The following is a 16,333-nucleotide window of genomic DNA, read 5'->3' on the forward strand; positions in this document are numbered from 1 at the left end:
AAGGATCCCCGTGACCTCGCCCGCCACCCGCCCCGCCGTCACCCCCGGTGCCGTCACCCGCTACAAGGTGATGGCAATCATCACCGGAACGCTACTCATCCTGGTGTTCCTGGGGATGCTCCGCTACCTGCCGGGGCTCGACAGCCTCGAAGAGCAGGCTCGACCCCACGATGTTCGCTCTCGCCCAGATCCACGGCTTTGTCTACATGGTCTATCTGGTGACCGTGCTGCAACTGTGGCTGCAGGCCAAGTGGGACTACGGCCGCCTGTTCACCATGTTCCTCGGCGGCATCGTTCCGTTCCTGTCCTTCGTCGTCGAGCGCCGCATCTCCGACGAGCCTCACCCCCGCCAAGGAGGCCACCGCATGACTGCAGCCGAGACCGCAGCCGAGACCCAGCATCGGCCCGTCCTGGTCGTCGACTTCGGCGCCCAGTACGCGCAGGCTCATCGCGCGCCGCGTGCGCGAGGCCAGCGTGTACTCCGAGGTAGTGCCGCACACCATGAGCGCCGAGCGCATGCTCGCGAAGAACCCCGCCGGCATCATCCTGTCCGGCGGCCCCTCGTCCGTGTACGAGGAAGGTGCCCCGAGCATCGACCCCGCCATCTTCACCGCAGGCGTGCCGATCATGGGTATCTGCTACGGCTTCCAGGCCATGGCGCAGGCCATGGGTGGCACCGTCGCGCAGACCGGTCGCCGCGAGTATGGCCGCACCGTCGCCACGGTGGCCGATGCCGGCACGGCCCTCGCCGGTTCCGGCGCCGAGCAGACGGTGTGGATGAGCCACGGTGACTCCGTCCAGGAGGCCCCCGAGGGCTTCACCGTCCTCGCCACCACCGAGGGCGCCCCCGTGGCCGCCTTCGAAAACCTCGACGTGAAGATGTGCGGCGTGCAGTGGCACCCCGAGGTCAAGCACTCGCCCGAGGGCCAGGCCGCCATCGAAAACTTCCTGTACAACGTCGCGGGCATCGCCCCCGACTGGACCAGCGCCAACGTCATCGACGAGCAGGTCGAGCGCATCCGTGCCCAGGTGGGCTCCAAGCGCGTCATCTGCGCGCTGTCCGGCGGCGTCGACTCCGCCGTCGCCGCGGCGCTCGTCCAGAAGGCCGTGGGTGACCAGGCTCACCTGCATCCACGTGGATCACGGCCTGATGCGTGCGGGCGAGGTGGAGCAGATCGAGAAGGACTTCGTCGCCTCCACCGGCGTGCGCCTCATCATTCGCGACGAGAAGCAGCGCTTCCTCGACGCGCTCGCGGGCGTCAGCGACCCGGAGACCAAGCGCAAGATCATCGGCCGCGAGTTCATCCGTGTGTTCGAGGACTCCGCGCGCCAGGTGGTCGAGGAGGCCGGCGCGCACGGCGAGGACGTCGAGTTCCTGGTGCAGGGCACCCTGTACCCGGACGTCGTCGAGTCCGGCGGCGGCGAGGGCGCGGCGAACATCAAGAGCCACCACAACGTGGGCGGCCTTCCCGATGACCTGCAGTTCTCCCTGGTGGAGCCGCTGCGTGCCCTGTTCAAGGACGAGGTCCGTGCCGTGGGCCGCGAGCCTGGGTATCCCCGAGGAGATCGTGGGCCGTCAGCCCTTCCCCGGCCCCGGGCTCGGCATCCGCATCATCGGCGAGGTGACCGAGGAGCGCCTGGACATCCTGCGTGCCGCGGACGCGATCGCGCGCGAGGAGCCTCACCAAGGCGGGCCTCGATCAGGAGATCTGGCAGTGCCCCGTGGTGCTGCTCGCCGACGTCCGCTCGGTGGGCGTCCAGGGTGACGGCCGCACCTACGGCCATCCCATCGTGCTGCGCCCCGTGTCGTCCGAGGACGCCATGACGGCCGACTGGTCGCGCCTGCCGTACGACGTGATCGCCCACATCTCGAACCGCATCACCAACGAGGTGCGCGAGGTCAACCGCGTCGTGATCGACGTCACCTCGAAGCCGCCGGGCACCATCGAGTGGGAGTAATCCCCACGCCCGTCCGCCGTCGGTTTGGCCCACGGATGTGACGGCTGAAACGCCTGAGGCGCGTGTGACAGTGCAGAACTGTCACACGCGCCTCAGGCGTTTCACGTGGGGGCCAAACCGACGGTGGGGCGTCTAGTCGCGCTTGGCCTCGGGCTCGTCGTCCTCATCGTCACCCACACTTTGAACCAGATCCGTGTCCGCCACGCCGTTCTCGCTGGCCGATGCGTCGGTGTCCTCGGCGTGTCGCGGCCCGTTCTGGTTCAAAGTGTCGGGGGCCGAAGCGGCTGACGAGGCCGCGGCCTCGGTGAAGATCACCTCGGTGGGGGTGGCCTGCGACGGCGCCGTGGGCAGGGGCTCGGTGGGGGCGACTGCGGGGACGGGCTCGGTGACGCCAGCATCCGTGGCGTCGTCCGCCTCGGAGCCGTCGGCCTCCGTGGCGTCAGATGCGCTCTGGCCGTGCACCAGGGGCTCCTCGACCACGGGGGCGGTCGCCTCACGGATTTCCCTCGACCGGCCGATGCTGGACAGAGCCGCGGAGAGCACCAGCCAGCCGCCCACGGCGGCCAGGGCGATGATGGCCGCAAGGCTCGAGATCGATGTCCGTCCCGGAGAACGCGACGGCGAGCATGACGCCAGCGCCAATGACGAGCAGCGCCCACAGGGCGGAGGCGATGCGCTGGCCCGCGCGACGGCGGGGAGTGGCGGTGGTGATCACGGGGTGACCTCCTCGATGATGGAGATGGTGGAGGACTCGGCGGCCGCGAGGGTGAGTACCGGGGCTCCCGAGTCGGTCAGGTCGAGCACTGTCGCGTTGGACGCGCCGTCGTTCCAGAGATCGCACCAGAGGTCGCGATCGGGGAAGTCGACCGTGACGGAGTCGGCCGCGGTGACGGAGAGCGACGTGCCCGCGGGCATCACGACCTCCGAGGTCGTCCCGCGCAGGCTTGATGGACGTGTCCTCGTCAACGCTGTCCAACTGCACGTAGGAGTCGGAGGGGCCAAAGAGGTCCTCGTCGCCGGAGTCCGCGTAGTAGTAGCAGGCGCCCGCGGCGAAGATGGTGGAGTAGTCATCCCCGAAGGCTTCGCGGATGCTGATCTCGGCGGGTCCTTCGTCGATGGTGTCCTCGGTGGTTCCGTACTCCTCCTCGTAGGTGACGGTGCCGTCGATCCAGTCCCAGCCGTCGGCGTAGCGCTCACGCAGTTCGTCGGCGTTGGCCACCAGCGGGATGGAGATGAGGACGGCGCACACCGACAGGAAACCGAGGAAGCCGAGCCTGCGGCCCGACAAGGCGACCACCAGGAGCACCGCTCCCAGGCCGATGGTGATGGCCGAGCCCCATGCGAGCACCGGGTTGATGACGAGCCTGGTCCGAGCGGTCGATCGCGAAGACGACCGCGACGGCGATGATGAGGACACCCAGGAAGGCGAGCCAGGCGGCCTTGCCCGGGCCGGGCACACGCGCCGGCTTGGGGGCCGGGGCGGCGCGTAGGCGGGCGGCACGGGGGCCTGCCGGCCGGTGGTGGAGTTCCACGAGTACGCGGAGCCGCCGGAGCCGGTCCAGGCGCCGGCCTGGTGCTGGGGCTGCGGCTCACCGTGGCGCGGGTTCGGGCGGCCCTGGTGGGCGCCGCCCGGCACGCTCGCGCGGGGGTCGCCCGGCAGGAGTGCGTGCTCCCAGGGCTGTGGCTGGCCGGTCGCGGTGGCCGATGCAGTGGCCGCCGTGGCGGCCGCCGCCGCAGCGCTGGCGGCAGGCGAGGCAGGGGACTCGCCTGACTCACTGGCGGCGTTCCTGGGCTCCTCGTCGCCTGAATCGTCGGCGGTCTCGGTGGACTGAGCCGAGGCATCGGCTGGTGTGGGCGTGTCGCTCGACGCCTCACCCGTGGAAGCGGCGCCCGCGTACGGCGGCGGCGTCGCGCCATGCGGCGCGGAGGCCTGGCTGGTCCAGTACGTGCCGCCGGGGCCCGTGTGGACCGAGCCGGCCTTGTTGCGTCGCACCAGGTACACGATGAGGAACACCAAGCCGCCCAGAATGGCGAGCGGAATCATGACGCCGAAGAACGCCGCGACGAACTCGAAGGGGCCAAAGTTGCTGAGGCTGTCCCACGGGAAGACGTCCCCGCCCAACACGCCCCCGAAAAGTCCGCCGTTGTCGAGCGTCACGAAGCCGAGGACGCCCATGACGGCGATGCCGATGAGCGCGCCCACGTTGGTCACGCCGCGGCCGAAGTCCTGGATGACAATCGCCCCGCGGCGGTCGGGAAGAAGGGCCCAGGCCGCGGCGTAGGCGAGGAGTACCAGGCCATTGAGGAGGATGCCGGCGAGCACCATAAGGAGCCGCGCGGGAACCGGGGCCATCCCGACGCGTGCGCCGAGGCCCGAGGCGACGCCGCCGAGGATCCCGTCTCCGCGCTGAATGTTCCAGCCACGGATGGCGCTGAAGAACGCGGCCTCCTGTGGCGGCTGCGGTGTCTCGCTCATGTCACTCCTGATGATCCTGAGGCCACGAGGGGTCTCGTGACGATGCCTCCACTGTCGCAATCCTGCGGCCCTGCCCGCTATGAGGGAACGCCCTGATCGTCACCCTGATCTTCAGGAGGACCCACCCCTGATATCGGGCGAAAGGCCTGCTCGGGAGCCTCGCACTATGTGACGATGGGTGCCGTGACCACCACTCAGGCCCCCGGGTCGCCCGCCCGCTTCAACGGCGCCGCGGCGCGCCCGTGTGGTGGCGTGCGCTCGGAGGCGTGGCGCTGCTCGCGATCGCCGGGGTCCTGGCGTTCGACCGGTGGGGAGGTGAGGACCTCCCCGGCTGGATGATTCCGCTCATCCTGTTCCTGGTGTCGCTTGCGCTCACCTGGAGTCCCCTCGACGGCGCGTTCGGTCAGGATCCGTGGCGCCTGGACGTCCCCGGCCTGTTCCGACGCGACGACTGGTGGCGTCTGCTGGTGGGGCTTGCGCTGGGCATTACCGCGCTGTGGTGGTTCGCGCTGTGGGACTACACGGATCGCATGTGGGTGCGTTCCATCGTCACGACCATCGTCGTGATCATCGGGCTCGGACTGATGCTCGCCCCCTGGTGGATGCGCGCCATTCGTCAGGTGTCCATCGAACGCCAGGCGCGCATCCGCGAGCACGAGCGTGCCGAGATTGCCGCGCACCTTCACGACTCGGTGTTGCAGACCCTCACCCTCATCCGTGCCCGCGCCACCGATCCCGATGCTGTGGCGCGACTCGCGCGTGCCCAGGAGCGGGACCTGCGCGCCTACCTCTACGGCGAGCGCCGCGACCCCGATGCCTCCGTCGCGACCGCCGTCGCCGAGGCCATCGGCGAGGTGGAAGACGCGCACTCGGTGGTGGTCGACACGGTGACGGTGGGCGACGCGCCCCTGACCGAGGACTTGCGCGCGGCCGTGGCCGCGACGCGCGAGGCGACGAAGAACGCCGCTCGCCACGGCATCGGCCCTATCTCGGTGTATGCCGAACTCACGGCCGATGCGTTTGAGGTCTTTGTGCGTGACGCCGGCCCCGGTTTCGATCCCGGCGCGATCCCGGATGACCGCCTGGGCATCCGCCAGTCAATCATTGGCCGCGTGGCCCGTCACGGCGGTCACGCGGAGATCCACTCGTCCGAGGGCGGCCGCACCGAGGTCGCCATCTCCATTCCCCGAAGGGAGTCCTGATGTCTGTCTCTGTGGTGATCGTCGACGACCACGACGTGATTCGGGTCGGCGTGCGCGAGTCGCTCGACGACCAGATCGAGGTGGTGGGGGAGGCCCGTGACGTGGAGTCGGCGATCGCCGAGATCCTCGACAAGCGCCCCGAGGTGGTCATTCTTGACGTGCATCTGCCTGGGGGAACGGGTGGCGGGGCGCTCGATGTCCTCGCCGAGATCAAGGGCCGCGTGGAGGGCACGCGGACCCTCGCGCTGAGCGTCTCCGATGCCGCCGAGGACGTAGTCTCGGTGATCCGGGCCGGCGCGCGCGGCTACGTGACCAAGTCCATCTCTGGCGCCGAGGCTCTCCGATGCCGTGCGCAGGGTCGCGGGTGGCGATGCCGTCTTCTCGCCGCGCCTGGCGGGCTTTGTGCTCGATGCGTTCGGCGCCGCCGGCGGCGAGGTCGCCATCGAGGACGATGAGCTCGATCAGGCTCACGGCCAGGGAGCAGGAGGTCATGCGGCTCATCGCACGTGGCTACACCTACCGCGAGGTGGGGAGAAGGCTCTTCATCTCGATCAAGACGGTCGAGACGCACGTGGGCAAGGTGCTGCACAAGGCGTTGTCCAACCGCCACGAGCCTGGCGCACTGGGCGGCGCAGCGGCGGATCGTGTAGTTCAGTTCGCGATCGGTGAGTGATACAGCGCGAAGTCGTCGGGGTCCGCGACAGCGGCGTCGTCGGTGATCCACACGGTGAGTTCGTGTCGTAGAGGGGTGTCCGCCTCGATGTCGATTCCGTCCTCGGCCGCTTCCTCCAACGAGTGGAGGGTGATGCCTGCGTTGACCACCACGTACTCGTCGTCGTCCTCCCACACTGAACGGCAGGAGGTGGCGCGCCCCGTTGCAGCGCCCTCCATGCAACTCGGCCCCAACACAGGGTCGGCACCGAGGGTGTCGCTCGACTGGGCTGTCAGTGTCAGGAAACGATCCGCGAGTCCCGCGCCCTCTTCGAAGGTCCAGCAGGCCTCGGGAGCGTCGCCGGTAGCCCAGTCCTCAAACACCTCCGCACAGTCGAGGCTGGTGAGCCCCGGCGTGTCCGGCTCCCACGCCGCGATCGCCTCGGCGCCACGTCCCTCGGACGATGAGCAGGCCGCAAGGGCGACCACAGGCGGGGCGATGCTGATGAACGCGAGTGCTCGGCGCGGAGTCATGGCCAGACTGTAGCGAGTGGCCCACACGATCGCGCGACGGGTGGGCGCCGGGGACCTACGATGTGCGTTCATGGGGCGGATTGATGTGGGGGCGGCGGCGCGCGTCGTGAGGGCGGGCTATGACCGCCGGGGAGAGCCGAGCACGACCGTGGTGATCGTGCTGGCGCTCGCGTGCATCGGGTTCAGCCTGGCGTTCATGGCGGCGTTCCTCTGGTGGCAGCCGCCGCGCTACGCCTTCTTCATCACCCTGGGTGTGCTGGGCCTGCCCGCGTACGCGGGTGCCGCCTTCGGCGCGTGGCGCGGCCACGTCATCGGCGCTGCGATCACGGCCGTCGTCACCACCTACGTGTCGCTCCTGCCGTTTGCGGCGACGTTCTCGATCGCCTCCGGGGTGCAGTTCCAGTTTCTCGCAGCCGGCTTTCTCACCCTCGTCATGGTGCCCGAACGGTTCGTGGCGACGCGCATCGTGTTCTGTGGTGTCATCATCCTCACGATGATCGGGGTGGAGGTCTTCGCCCAGCCGTCAGTGGCGGTGGTCCCCATCGATGACCCGGTGTTCCGTGTCATGGCCTCGGTCACGCGGCTCGGTGGCATCGCCATCGTGCTGACGTCGCTCGCGCTGATCCTGATGCGCACCGCGCGAGCGGAGCGCGAACTGACACGCCTCGCGGCCATCGGCGAGCAGCGCGCCAACACCGATGACCTCACCGGCATCGCCAACCGGCGTCCCGCCATGCGGGCGCTTGCCGAGATCGATGCCGAACCCGCACGCACCGCGTGCCTGGCGCTCATCGACATCGATCACTTCAAGGACATTAACGACGCGCGCGGTCACGCCGTCGGCGACGACGTGATCCGTGAGATCGCACGGCGGCTTGACCGCGACCTCGGTGCGCGGTGCGTTGTCGCGCGCTGGGGAGGTGACGAGTTCTTGGTGATCTCCCGTGACGCAGGGCTTGCCGTGGCCGATGCGCTGAAGCAGGTGCGCGCCGACCTCGCCTACGAGGAGGTCGCCATCGAGGGCGACATCGTCACGTTGACGCTGTCCGTGGGACTTGCCTACCGCGCGCCAGGCGAGGGAACCGGCGCGGTGCTTGCTGCGGCGGACCGGGCGCTGTATGAAGCCAAGACGTCGGGACGCGACAGGATCTCCGTGGCGGGTCCCCGCCGCTGACTTTCGGCCCCCGGTGTCAGCGTCAGCACCTAGACTTTTCGGGTCATGGATGCGCTCTTCGAACTCGACGGCCCGGACCCCCTCACGCCCGCAGCGAAGGGCGGTCGCACGTCGGCTGCCCGGCCCGCGGCCGATGCCTCGACGGCGGCAGACGCCCCGCGCGCGCAGGCCCCCGAGGCGATGCCCGCCTACGAGCCCGCGCCGTGGCCCGACGAGGAGCCGGACTGGGAGCCTGGCCCCGAGCCTGCACCGGAGCCAGCCGACGAGGCCATGCCCGAGGAAGCCTGGACGCCACCCTCGACCCCGGCGGTACCGGCATCGGCCGCACCCACGGGTGGCGGCTGGGGCGCCCCGCTGCCCGACGCATCGGCGCTGGTCGAGGGCCTCAACCCGTCCCAGGCCGAGGCAGTCGAGCACGCAGGTGAGGCCCTGCTCATCATGGCGGGCGCGGGCTCGGGCAAGACCCGAGTCCTCACCCACCGCATCGCCTACCTGCTCGCGACAGGACGCGCCCGGCCCCACCAGATCCTCGCGATCACCTTCACCAACAAGGCCGCGGGTGAGATGCGCGAGCGAGTCGAGAACCTCGTGGGGCCCGATGCCAGGCGCATGTGGGTCTCGACGTTCCACTCGGCGTGCGTGCGCATCCTGCGCGCTGACCACGCCGCCGCGGGCCTGAAGTCCACGTTCTCGATCTACGACCAGACCGACTCCGCGAACCTCATGAAGCTCGTGGCCAAGGAACTGGACATTGATCCCAAGAAGTTCACCCCCAAGGCGTTGCTGAACCGCATCGGCAAGTTCAAGGACGAACTCATCAGCCCGATGGAGGCGCTGGCCGCCACGGAGAAGGCGTCGAAGTTCTCCATCGACTACGCCGCTGGCCGCGCCTATGCGGAGTACCAGCGCCGCCTCGACGCCGCCAACGCCGTGGACTTCGACGACATCATCGTGCGCACTGTGCGGCTGCTGCAGCAGAACCCGCAGGTGGCGCGCGCCTACCGCGAACGCTTCCGCCACGTCCTCGTCGACGAGTACCAGGACACCAACCACGCGCAGTACATCCTGGTGCGCGAACTCATCGGCAAGGCGGGTGACCCGGAGCCGCCGCCCGGTGAGCCTCACAGTCGTGGGTGACGCGGACCAGTCCATCTACGCGTTCCGTGGCGCCACCATCAGGAACATCCTGGAGTTCGAGGCGGACTACCCCGCCGCGCACATCGTCCGCCTCGAGCAGAACTACCGGTCGACGCAGAACATCCTGAGCGCCGCCAACGCGGTCATCAAGAACAATGAGGGTCGCCGCCCCAAGAACCTGTGGACCGACTCGGGTGCGGGCGCCAAGATCGAGGGCTATGCGGGCGAGTCCGAGCAGGACGAGGCCCAGTACATCGCGGGCGAGATTCGTCGCCTGATCGACGCCGGTGACTACGCCGCAGGCGACATCGCCATCATGTACCGCGCCAACGCGCAGTCGCGCGCGCTGGAGGAGCGGTTCATGCGTGCCGAGATCCCTTACAAGGTCATCGGAGGCACGCGCTTCTACGACCGCAAGGAGATCAAGGACATGCTCGCCTACCTCTCGGCGATCGTGAACGAGGATGACGACATCGCGATGCGTCGCATCATCAACACCCCGCGCCGCGCCATCGGCGATACCGCCGTCGAGGGGATCGACGGGCTGCGCCGCTCGCTCACGACGCCCGAGGCGTCCGTCGCTTCGGCGACGCCCTGCGCCGCGCGGATGAGGCGGGCCTGCAGACGCGCGCGGTGCGTGCGATCGGCGATTTCGTGTCTCTCATGGACGACCTCCGCGCCATCGCTGCCGACAACGGCCCCGCCGGCGTGCTCGACGCCATCGCGGACCGCTCCGGCATGCTCACCGCGTACCGCGCCTCGGATGACCCCCAGGATGCGAGCCGGGTCGAGAACATCATGGAGGCTCGTGGCCGTGGGCCGCGAGTTCACCGAGGAGAACCCTGAGGGCACGCTCGAGGACTTCCTCGAGAAGGTGGCGCTGGTGGCCGATGCCGATCAGGCTTCCCGACGAGGACGGCTCCGGGGGCGTGGTCACCATGATGACGCTGCACACCGCCAAGGGCCTCGAGTTCCCCGTGGTGTTCCTCACCGGCATGGAGGACGGCACGTTCCCGCACATGCGCTCCATCGAGTCCGGCGAGACCAAGGACATGGAAGAGGAGCGCCGCCTCGCCTACGTGGGCCTCACCCGCGCCCGCGAGAAGGCTCTACCTCACGCGCGCGCAGGTGCGCTCCAGGCGGGGAGCACCCCAGTACTTTGGTGCGTCTCGCTTCACCGAGGAGATCCCGGCGGAGCCTCATCGAGTGGAAGATCGCGCAGGCCTCCATGGCGGCGCTTCGCGCGCGGTCCGATCGTGGCACCAGCCGCGCCGGGTCCTGGGGCGACTCCGGAGGCTACGGCGGGAACCAGGACCGCGCGGACGGCAACGCGTACTCGCGGGCGGGCGCGGTCACGTCGCGCTATGTGCCTCCCAGCCCTCCCGGCGGTGGCGTCGGGGGCGATGTCGGCTTCGAGGTGGGCGACCGTGTCATGAGCGACAAGTTCGGCATGGGCAAAGTGGTGGGCACCGAGGGTGCGGGCCGCAACGCGGTGGCCAAGGTCGACTTCGGCACCGAGGGCGTGAAGCGCCTGGTGCTGCGCTTCAACGCGCTCGAGAAGGCGTAGGCAGCCGGGTCCACCACGCGCTCACGTCGCGTACGGGAGGACCCTCGCCACCTGGTCGCGCAGAGGCTCCGCGGCGCCGCCAGCCCGATAGGCTGGCGGCGGAACCGATCCCTCAAGGAGGACCGCGTGGAAAGCAAGACCTCGAAGGTGTCGATTGTCGGTGCGGGAGCGGTCGGTGCGACCCTCGCGTATGCGGGCCTGATGCGCGGATTCGCGCGCACGGTGGCGCTGTACGACATCAATAAGGCAAAGGTGGAGGCCGAGGCGCTCGACCTCGCCCAGGGCATTCAGTTCATGCCTGAGGCGACCGTGATCGGCTCGGACGATGTGGATGTCGTGTCCGGCTCGGACGTGGTCGTCATCACCGCAGGCGCCAAGCAGCAGCCGGGCCAGTCCCGCATGGACCTGGCCGGTGCCACCATCTCGCTGATGGACAAGGTGTTGCCGCCGCTGCTGAAGGTGGCGCCCGACGCCATCTACATCCTCGTCACCAACCCCGTCGACGTGGTGACCTATGCCGCCATCAAGAAGTCCGGCATGGACCCCGCGCAGATGTTTGGCTCCGGCACCGCGCTGGACACGTCGCGCCTGCGTCACCAGATCGCGGCCACCTGCGACGTCGCTGTGGGCAACGTCCACGCGTACATCGCTGGTGAGCACGGCGACTCCGAGGTCGCGTTGTGGTCCTCGGCCTCCATCGGCGGCCAGTTGCTGACGGAGTGGCGTGACCGCGATGGCAACATCGTGATGACGCCCGAGAAGCGTGAGCAGATCCACCACGACGTCATGCGCTCCGCGTACACGATCATCGAGGGCAAGGGCGCGACCAACTACGCCGTCGGTGCCGCGGGCGCGCGCATCGTCGAGGCCGTCCTCGGCGACCAGCGCCGCATCATGCCGGTCTCGACGCTGATCGACTACCCCGGCGTCGGCGAGGTCTGCATGTCGCTGCCCGCGGTGGTGGGCCGTCACGGCATCGAGCACCACGCCACGGTGCCGATGAACGAGGCAGAGACCGCCGGCCTCCTTGCGTCGGCACAGTCCATCAAGGACGTCGCCAACAGGTTCGGGGTCGCCTAACCCCGCACCCCTAGACGCGTCGAATGGATCCATTTGGCTCGCCTAAGGCGATAAAAGAACCAAATGGATCCATTTGACGGGGGGTTAGGGCAGCAGGGCCGGCTCGGGCTCACGCTCGACTCGGGCGGCCGATGCTGCGGCCGGGGCGCCCTCGATGCTCACCCGGGGAAGCCACTGAAGCCAGCGCGGCAGGTACCAGTTGCGCTCGCCCAGCAAGGTCATGACGGCGGGCACGAGGATGGAGCGCACCACGGTGGCGTCGATGATGACGGCCGCCGCGAGACCAAAGCCCATCTGAGCGAACTCGGCCAGGTCGCCCAGGGCGAAGCCCGCAAACACCGCCACCATGATGAGCGCCGCGCCCGTGATGAGGGACCCGGTCCTCGACAGCCCGAAGGCGACCGCCTCACGCGTGCCGTACCCGGCATCGTGCCGCTCCTTGATGCGGCTCAGCAGGAACACGTGGTAGTCCATCGATAGTCCGAACAAGACCGCGAACAAGAACAGCGGAATCCACGGCGCGATGCCGTCCACCTGCGGGAAACCCAGCAGATTGTTGCCCCAGCCCCACTGGAAGACCGCGACGACGAGGCCGAAAGCCGCGGCGGTTGACAGCAGGTTGAGGCCGATGGCCACGGTGGGCACCACGATCGACCTGAAGGACACCAGCAGCAGGACAAAGTGGCCCCCAACACCGTGAGCAGCACCCACGGTGCGGCGCCGGCGATGACCGCGGAGAAGTCGACGGCCTCTGCCTGATCGCCTCCCACGTGAGCCACCGCATCGGTCGCGGCCACGGCATCGGGGATGATGACGTCGCGCACGCGCTCGATCGCGGCTGCCGCCTCGGGATCGGCGCCGTCCAGCAGGTCGGTGGTGGTGATCATCGCGTCGGCACCGAGGTACTCGACGATGGCCTCGCCGAAGGCCGGGTCGGCGCTCACCCGCGACGCGATCTCCTCGACCGCCACTCGCGCGTCCGCCCCGCCCTCGACGGCCACCGTGGTGGTCGCCTGCCCCACGCTGTAGTCCGCGGTGAGGGTCTCCACGGCGATGCGGAGGTCGTTGTCCTGGGGCAGGGATTCCGTGCCCGGGAACGCGAGGCGCATCGACGCGGCAGGGATGGCCGCAAGGCCGAGCACCGCGAATCCCGTGATCGCCCAGGCGACAGGCCGGCCACTCACGGTGCGAGCGATCGCGCGCCAGGCCCGCGGTTCGGCATCGGGGTGGCGCAGCGGCAGACGCCCGGCGTTGACGCGGTGGCCCAGGAGTCGCAGGATCGCGGGCAGCAGGGTCAGCGACGCGGCGACCGCCATGACGGCAACCACGATCGCCCCCGTGCCGAGCGAGCGCATCACCGTGGAAGGCACCAGCAGCAGGCCAAGGAGCGAGATCACGACCGTGATGCCGGAGAAGAGCACCGCGCGGTTGGCGGTGCCGCCCGCAATGGTGACGGCGTCGAGCACGGAGTGGCCGTGGGTCAGTTCCTCGCGGAAGCGCTGCACCATGACAAGCGAGTAGTCGATGCCGAGCGCGAGCCCCATCATCGTGATCATGTTGACGACGAAGAAGGACACCAAACGCCTGACCCACGAGCGCCGTCGCTCCCACCGCCATGATGATGGACGCGATCGCTATGACGAGCGGGATGCCCGCGGCCATGAGTGCGCCGAACACCACGACAAGGATGATGAGCGCGACGCCGATGCCGATGGCCTCGCCGCGCACCAGCCCCTCCTCGGCGAGCGTGTCAAACATCACCTCTCCCGTGGCGTCTCCCACGGAGCGCGCCTCGAAGCCCTCAGGAGTCGCCTCCTCGAGGGCGGCGAGGTAGTCCTCGACCACCACGCCGTCCTCATCTGGGGTGACCTGGGCGGCCAGGAGGGCCGATGCTTCGGCGGCGTTCGCGGGGGACTGTGCCCCGGTGGTCGACACGTTGGCGACCCCGTCGACGGCGTCGAGCGCGCGCATGATGGCGGCGATGGCCGCGTCGAATGCGCTGCTGCCGACGGCGTGTTCGCTGGAGGACACGATGACGGTCTCCGTGGAGGGCCCCTCGGTGTCGGTGTCCTGGTGAGAGGCCACCAGATCTTCGGCGGTGTCGGACTCGGTGGCGATCTGCACCGAGTCTTCCTGGGTGAGGGCGTCGCCGAGCCCGGTGGCGGCGTACGCGGCCGCAGCGAGCGCGAGGACCCAGACGGCGATCGTGAGCCACGGCCTGGTGGCCGCGGTGCGGGCGAGGCGCCCGGTCAATCCCTGGGGATTCATGTTTTTCTCCTTGCCTCGGGAACACCTCGACGCTAGGAAGCCGACCCGTGGTCGGTCAGCCCGCCTGGGAGCCATTCGTGGCCGGTGCGCGGGGGAATCGGCCTCACCGCAAGAGGGGCAGTTGCCAGGGCGGTCTCCCTCGCGTGGGGGAGGAGAGAAACGTCCGCGCGAGCGTGGGCAGAAGGGGCTTTGACCGGGCACGATGGTGCCCATGAAGGCTCTGCGCACCTACTTTGGCGCCACCTGGTCCGCCAGGACATGGCGCGAAGTGGGCTATCTGCTCGCGGGCCTGCCTCTTGGCATCGTGTGGTTCACCTACGCGATCACCATGTATGCGGTGGGCATCGCGCTCGTGGTCGTGTGGGTCGGCGTGCTCATCCTCGCGGTGGTGCAGTTCTCGCTGCGCCCGCTGGGGGCGGTGGAACGCCGGCTCGCGAATGCCGCACTGGACGCCGGTATCGAGGAGGTCGAGCCGCGCGGCTATCGGCTCCACCCGCGGGGCGAGAGCCTGACTCTTGCGGGAGCGGGCCGCTGGGGACATGCGCTCCTCCACGACGGCACCTCGTGGAGGGTGCTCGCATGGGTCTTCATGCGGGTGATTCTCGGACCCGTCGGCTTTGTGCTCGCGATCCTCACCATCGTGGTGCCGGTCTCACTCGTGGCCGCGTGGCTGATTGCCGTGGGCTACGCCGTCGGCCTCGTGCCAGGGGCGGGGGCGGACGAGCCCCAGGCGCAGGCGATCGTCGACACGGTGACGTTCTGGGTTCTCGTCGGGACCCCCGTGGTGGCATTCGCGGTGCCGATGTTCGCGTGGATCTCCCACCACTTCGCATGCCTTCACCAGCCGCTCGCGCGCTGGGCGCTCGGCCCCTGCGCCGACGAGCGCGTCGCCCGCGCGACGGCGCGAGCCGAACTCGCCGAGACGCAGGTACGGATCGACCAGGAACTTCACGACTCCATCGGTCACATGATCACCATGAACATCGTCCAGGCGGGCGCGGGGGCGCACGTGTTCGACACGGACCCCGAGTTCGCTCGCCAGGCCCTGCGCAACATCGAGGAGCGCGGCCGTGCCGCCATGGGCGAACTCGACAGGATCATCGCCGCGTTGCGTGGCGACGAATGCGAGCCCCGCACCCCGCTTCCCGGCCTCGCGCAGGCCCGAGGCTCGTCGCCGCTGCCAGGGCCGCCGGGCTCAGCATGGAGGCGGTGCTGGAGGCACAGGGCGCGCCACGGCCCGTGTCGAGGACCGCGTACGCGATCGTGCGCGAAGCCGTCACCAACGCGGCCAAGCATGCGCCCGGCGCCGAGATTTCGCTGCTGGTGACGGAAACGGTCGATGCCGTCGGTATCAGGGTGACCAACGCGCCGGGCCACCGGGCAGGACAGGCCCCCGCGCGGGCATCGGCCGGCCGTGGCCTCGCGGGGATCAGGGACCGCGCCGTGCTCCTCGGCGGGGTGAGTCGTGCCGCGAGCACCGCGGACGGCGGGTTCGAAGTGCTCGCCCTGCTTCCGCTGGGGACGGCGCTCGCGGACGCTGCGTATGGTGCGCCGTGGGACGTGCTGAGGGAAAAGGTGGACGCGTGAGGATCCTGATCGTCGACGACGATCCGCTGGTGAGGATGGGATTGCGCGCCATCCTCAGTTCCGTGGACGGCTGGGACGTGGTGGCCGAGGCAGGCGACGGCGAGGCGGCGATTGGTGCCGCCCTGACGCATCGGCCCGATGTGGTCCTCATGGACGTACGGATGCCCGGCCTCGATGGGCTGGCGGCGACCCGGCGCATCGTCGACGAGGGGTGCGATGCCAACGTCCTGGTCCTCACCACGTTCGAAGTGGACGAGTACGTCTTCGAGGCGATGCGGTCGGGTGCCTCGGGGTTTGTATTGAAACGGGTGCCGCCCACGGAACTGATCGAGGCAGTGCGGATCGTGGCCTCGGGCGAGTCGCTACTGTTCCCGTCCTCGACCCGCGCGGTCATCGAGCGCTTCGCAACCCCCGCCGAACGCGCGATGCCCGACCTCACCGAGCGCGAGCAAGACGTGCTGCGGCTGCTGGCGCGGGGCCGGTCTAACCAGGAAATCGCTGGCGGGCTGTTCGTCTCGCTGGAAACGGTGAAGTCGCATGTCGCGTCCATCCTCACCAAGTTGGGGGTGCGGGACAGGACGCAGGCCGTGATCGTGGCCTACGAGGCGGGGTTCGTGCGCCCGGGGGACGCCGCGGATCTGTAGCCCTTGCGGTGGATTTTGTCTCATTGGTGCCCTTAACCGAGTCACATGGATCCA

At 69.3% G+C, this 16,333-nt stretch carries 12 protein-coding genes and 6 pseudogenes; 13 read left to right on the forward strand and 5 right to left on the reverse strand.

What is annotated here, in order from left to right; genetic code table 11:
• Positions 1-206 precede the first annotated feature (206 nt).
• Both QQK48_RS11235 and guaA read left to right on the forward strand, forming a co-directional pair.
• A pseudogene (locus QQK48_RS11235) lies at positions 207-269 on the forward strand (DUF3817 domain-containing protein); the annotation flags it as partial.
• 96 nt (positions 270-365) lie between these two features.
• Positions 366-1,959 (forward strand): annotated as a pseudogene (gene guaA, locus QQK48_RS11240) (glutamine-hydrolyzing GMP synthase).
• A gap of 132 nt (positions 1,960-2,091) precedes the next feature.
• On the opposite strand, the gene QQK48_RS11245 reads toward guaA, so the two are convergent.
• Together QQK48_RS11245 and QQK48_RS11250 are read right to left on the reverse strand one after the other, a co-directional pair.
• The gene (locus QQK48_RS11245; RefSeq protein WP_284329470.1) at positions 2,092-2,517 is read right to left on the reverse strand and encodes a hypothetical protein; all 426 of its coding nucleotides are present in this window, start codon (positions 2,515-2,517) and stop codon (positions 2,092-2,094) included.
• On the reverse strand, positions 2,453-4,435 hold the full coding sequence (locus QQK48_RS11250) for a PspC domain-containing protein (RefSeq protein ID WP_284328500.1): 1,983 nt from the start codon (positions 4,433-4,435) through the stop codon (positions 2,453-2,455). The genes QQK48_RS11245 and QQK48_RS11250 overlap by 65 nt, the downstream gene beginning before the upstream one ends.
• A gap of 242 nt (positions 4,436-4,677) precedes the next feature.
• On the opposite strand from QQK48_RS11250, the gene QQK48_RS11255 reads away from it, so the two are divergent.
• A complete protein-coding gene (locus QQK48_RS11255) occupies positions 4,678-5,637 on the forward strand; it encodes a sensor histidine kinase (RefSeq protein WP_284328501.1) in 960 nt (319 codons plus the stop codon).
• Positions 5,637-6,287, forward strand: a pseudogene (locus QQK48_RS11260) (response regulator). Before QQK48_RS11255 ends, QQK48_RS11260 begins: the two are co-directional and overlap by 1 nt.
• A 1-nt stretch (position 6,288) precedes the next feature.
• Here QQK48_RS11260 and QQK48_RS11265 read toward each other — a convergent pair.
• A complete protein-coding gene (locus QQK48_RS11265) occupies positions 6,289-6,822 on the reverse strand; it encodes a hypothetical protein (protein WP_284328502.1) in 534 nt (177 codons plus the stop codon).
• A gap of 70 nt (positions 6,823-6,892) precedes the next feature.
• Here QQK48_RS11265 and QQK48_RS11270 point away from each other — a divergent pair, with 70 nt between their 5' ends.
• The 6 genes and pseudogenes from QQK48_RS11270 (at position 6,893) to QQK48_RS11280 (ending at position 11,780) form a co-directional block, all read left to right on the forward strand.
• On the forward strand, positions 6,893-7,996 hold the full coding sequence (locus tag QQK48_RS11270) for a GGDEF domain-containing protein (RefSeq protein WP_284328503.1): 1,104 nt from the start codon (positions 6,893-6,895) through the stop codon (positions 7,994-7,996).
• 45 nt (positions 7,997-8,041) lie between these two features.
• A complete protein-coding gene (locus QQK48_RS19960; protein WP_348523593.1) occupies positions 8,042-9,133 on the forward strand; it encodes an ATP-dependent helicase in 1,092 nt (363 codons plus the stop codon).
• Positions 9,126-9,611, forward strand: a pseudogene (locus QQK48_RS19965) (3'-5' exonuclease); the annotation flags it as partial. The gene QQK48_RS19960 and the pseudogene QQK48_RS19965, both read left to right, overlap by 8 nt.
• A gap of 463 nt (positions 9,612-10,074) precedes the next feature.
• Positions 10,075-10,569 (forward strand): 3'-5' exonuclease, encoded by a 495-nt coding sequence (locus QQK48_RS19970; protein ID WP_348523786.1) that lies wholly within the window; start codon positions 10,075-10,077, stop codon positions 10,567-10,569.
• A gap of 41 nt (positions 10,570-10,610) precedes the next feature.
• Positions 10,611-10,700 (forward strand): annotated as a pseudogene (locus QQK48_RS19975) (hypothetical protein); the annotation flags it as partial.
• Between the two features lie 126 nt (positions 10,701-10,826).
• The gene (locus QQK48_RS11280) at positions 10,827-11,780 is read left to right on the forward strand and encodes an L-lactate dehydrogenase (protein ID WP_284328504.1); all 954 of its coding nucleotides are present in this window, start codon (positions 10,827-10,829) and stop codon (positions 11,778-11,780) included.
• An 84-nt stretch (positions 11,781-11,864) separates the two neighbouring features.
• Here the strand turns inward: QQK48_RS11280 and QQK48_RS21810 are convergent, their stop codons facing one another.
• Both QQK48_RS21810 and QQK48_RS21815 read right to left on the reverse strand, forming a co-directional pair.
• A complete protein-coding gene (locus tag QQK48_RS21810; protein WP_431308336.1) occupies positions 11,865-12,491 on the reverse strand; it encodes an MMPL family transporter in 627 nt (208 codons plus the stop codon).
• Positions 12,492-13,003: 512 nt separating this feature from the next.
• A pseudogene (locus QQK48_RS21815) lies at positions 13,004-14,261 on the reverse strand (MMPL family transporter); the annotation flags it as partial.
• Here QQK48_RS21815 and QQK48_RS11295 point away from each other — a divergent pair.
• Genes QQK48_RS11295 through QQK48_RS11305 form a run of 3 tightly spaced genes read left to right on the forward strand, consistent with a single transcriptional unit; the run spans position 14,260 to position 16,279 of the window.
• Complete coding sequence (locus QQK48_RS11295) at positions 14,260-15,375, forward strand: sensor domain-containing protein (RefSeq protein WP_284328505.1); 1,116 nt, start codon at positions 14,260-14,262, stop codon at positions 15,373-15,375. The pseudogene QQK48_RS21815 and the gene QQK48_RS11295 overlap by 2 nt on opposite strands.
• On the forward strand, positions 15,312-15,635 hold the full coding sequence (locus QQK48_RS11300) for an ATP-binding protein (RefSeq protein WP_284328506.1): 324 nt from the start codon (positions 15,312-15,314) through the stop codon (positions 15,633-15,635). The genes QQK48_RS11295 and QQK48_RS11300 overlap by 64 nt, the downstream gene beginning before the upstream one ends.
• Positions 15,632-16,279 (forward strand): response regulator transcription factor, encoded by a 648-nt coding sequence (locus QQK48_RS11305; protein ID WP_284328507.1) that lies wholly within the window; start codon positions 15,632-15,634, stop codon positions 16,277-16,279. Before QQK48_RS11300 ends, QQK48_RS11305 begins: the two co-directional genes overlap by 4 nt.
• The last annotated feature ends 54 nt before the right edge of the window (positions 16,280-16,333 follow it).

The sequence above is a fragment of the Demequina litorisediminis genome, assembly GCF_030161615.1.
Taxonomy (GTDB): Bacteria; Actinomycetota; Actinomycetes; order Actinomycetales; family Demequinaceae; genus Demequina; species Demequina litorisediminis.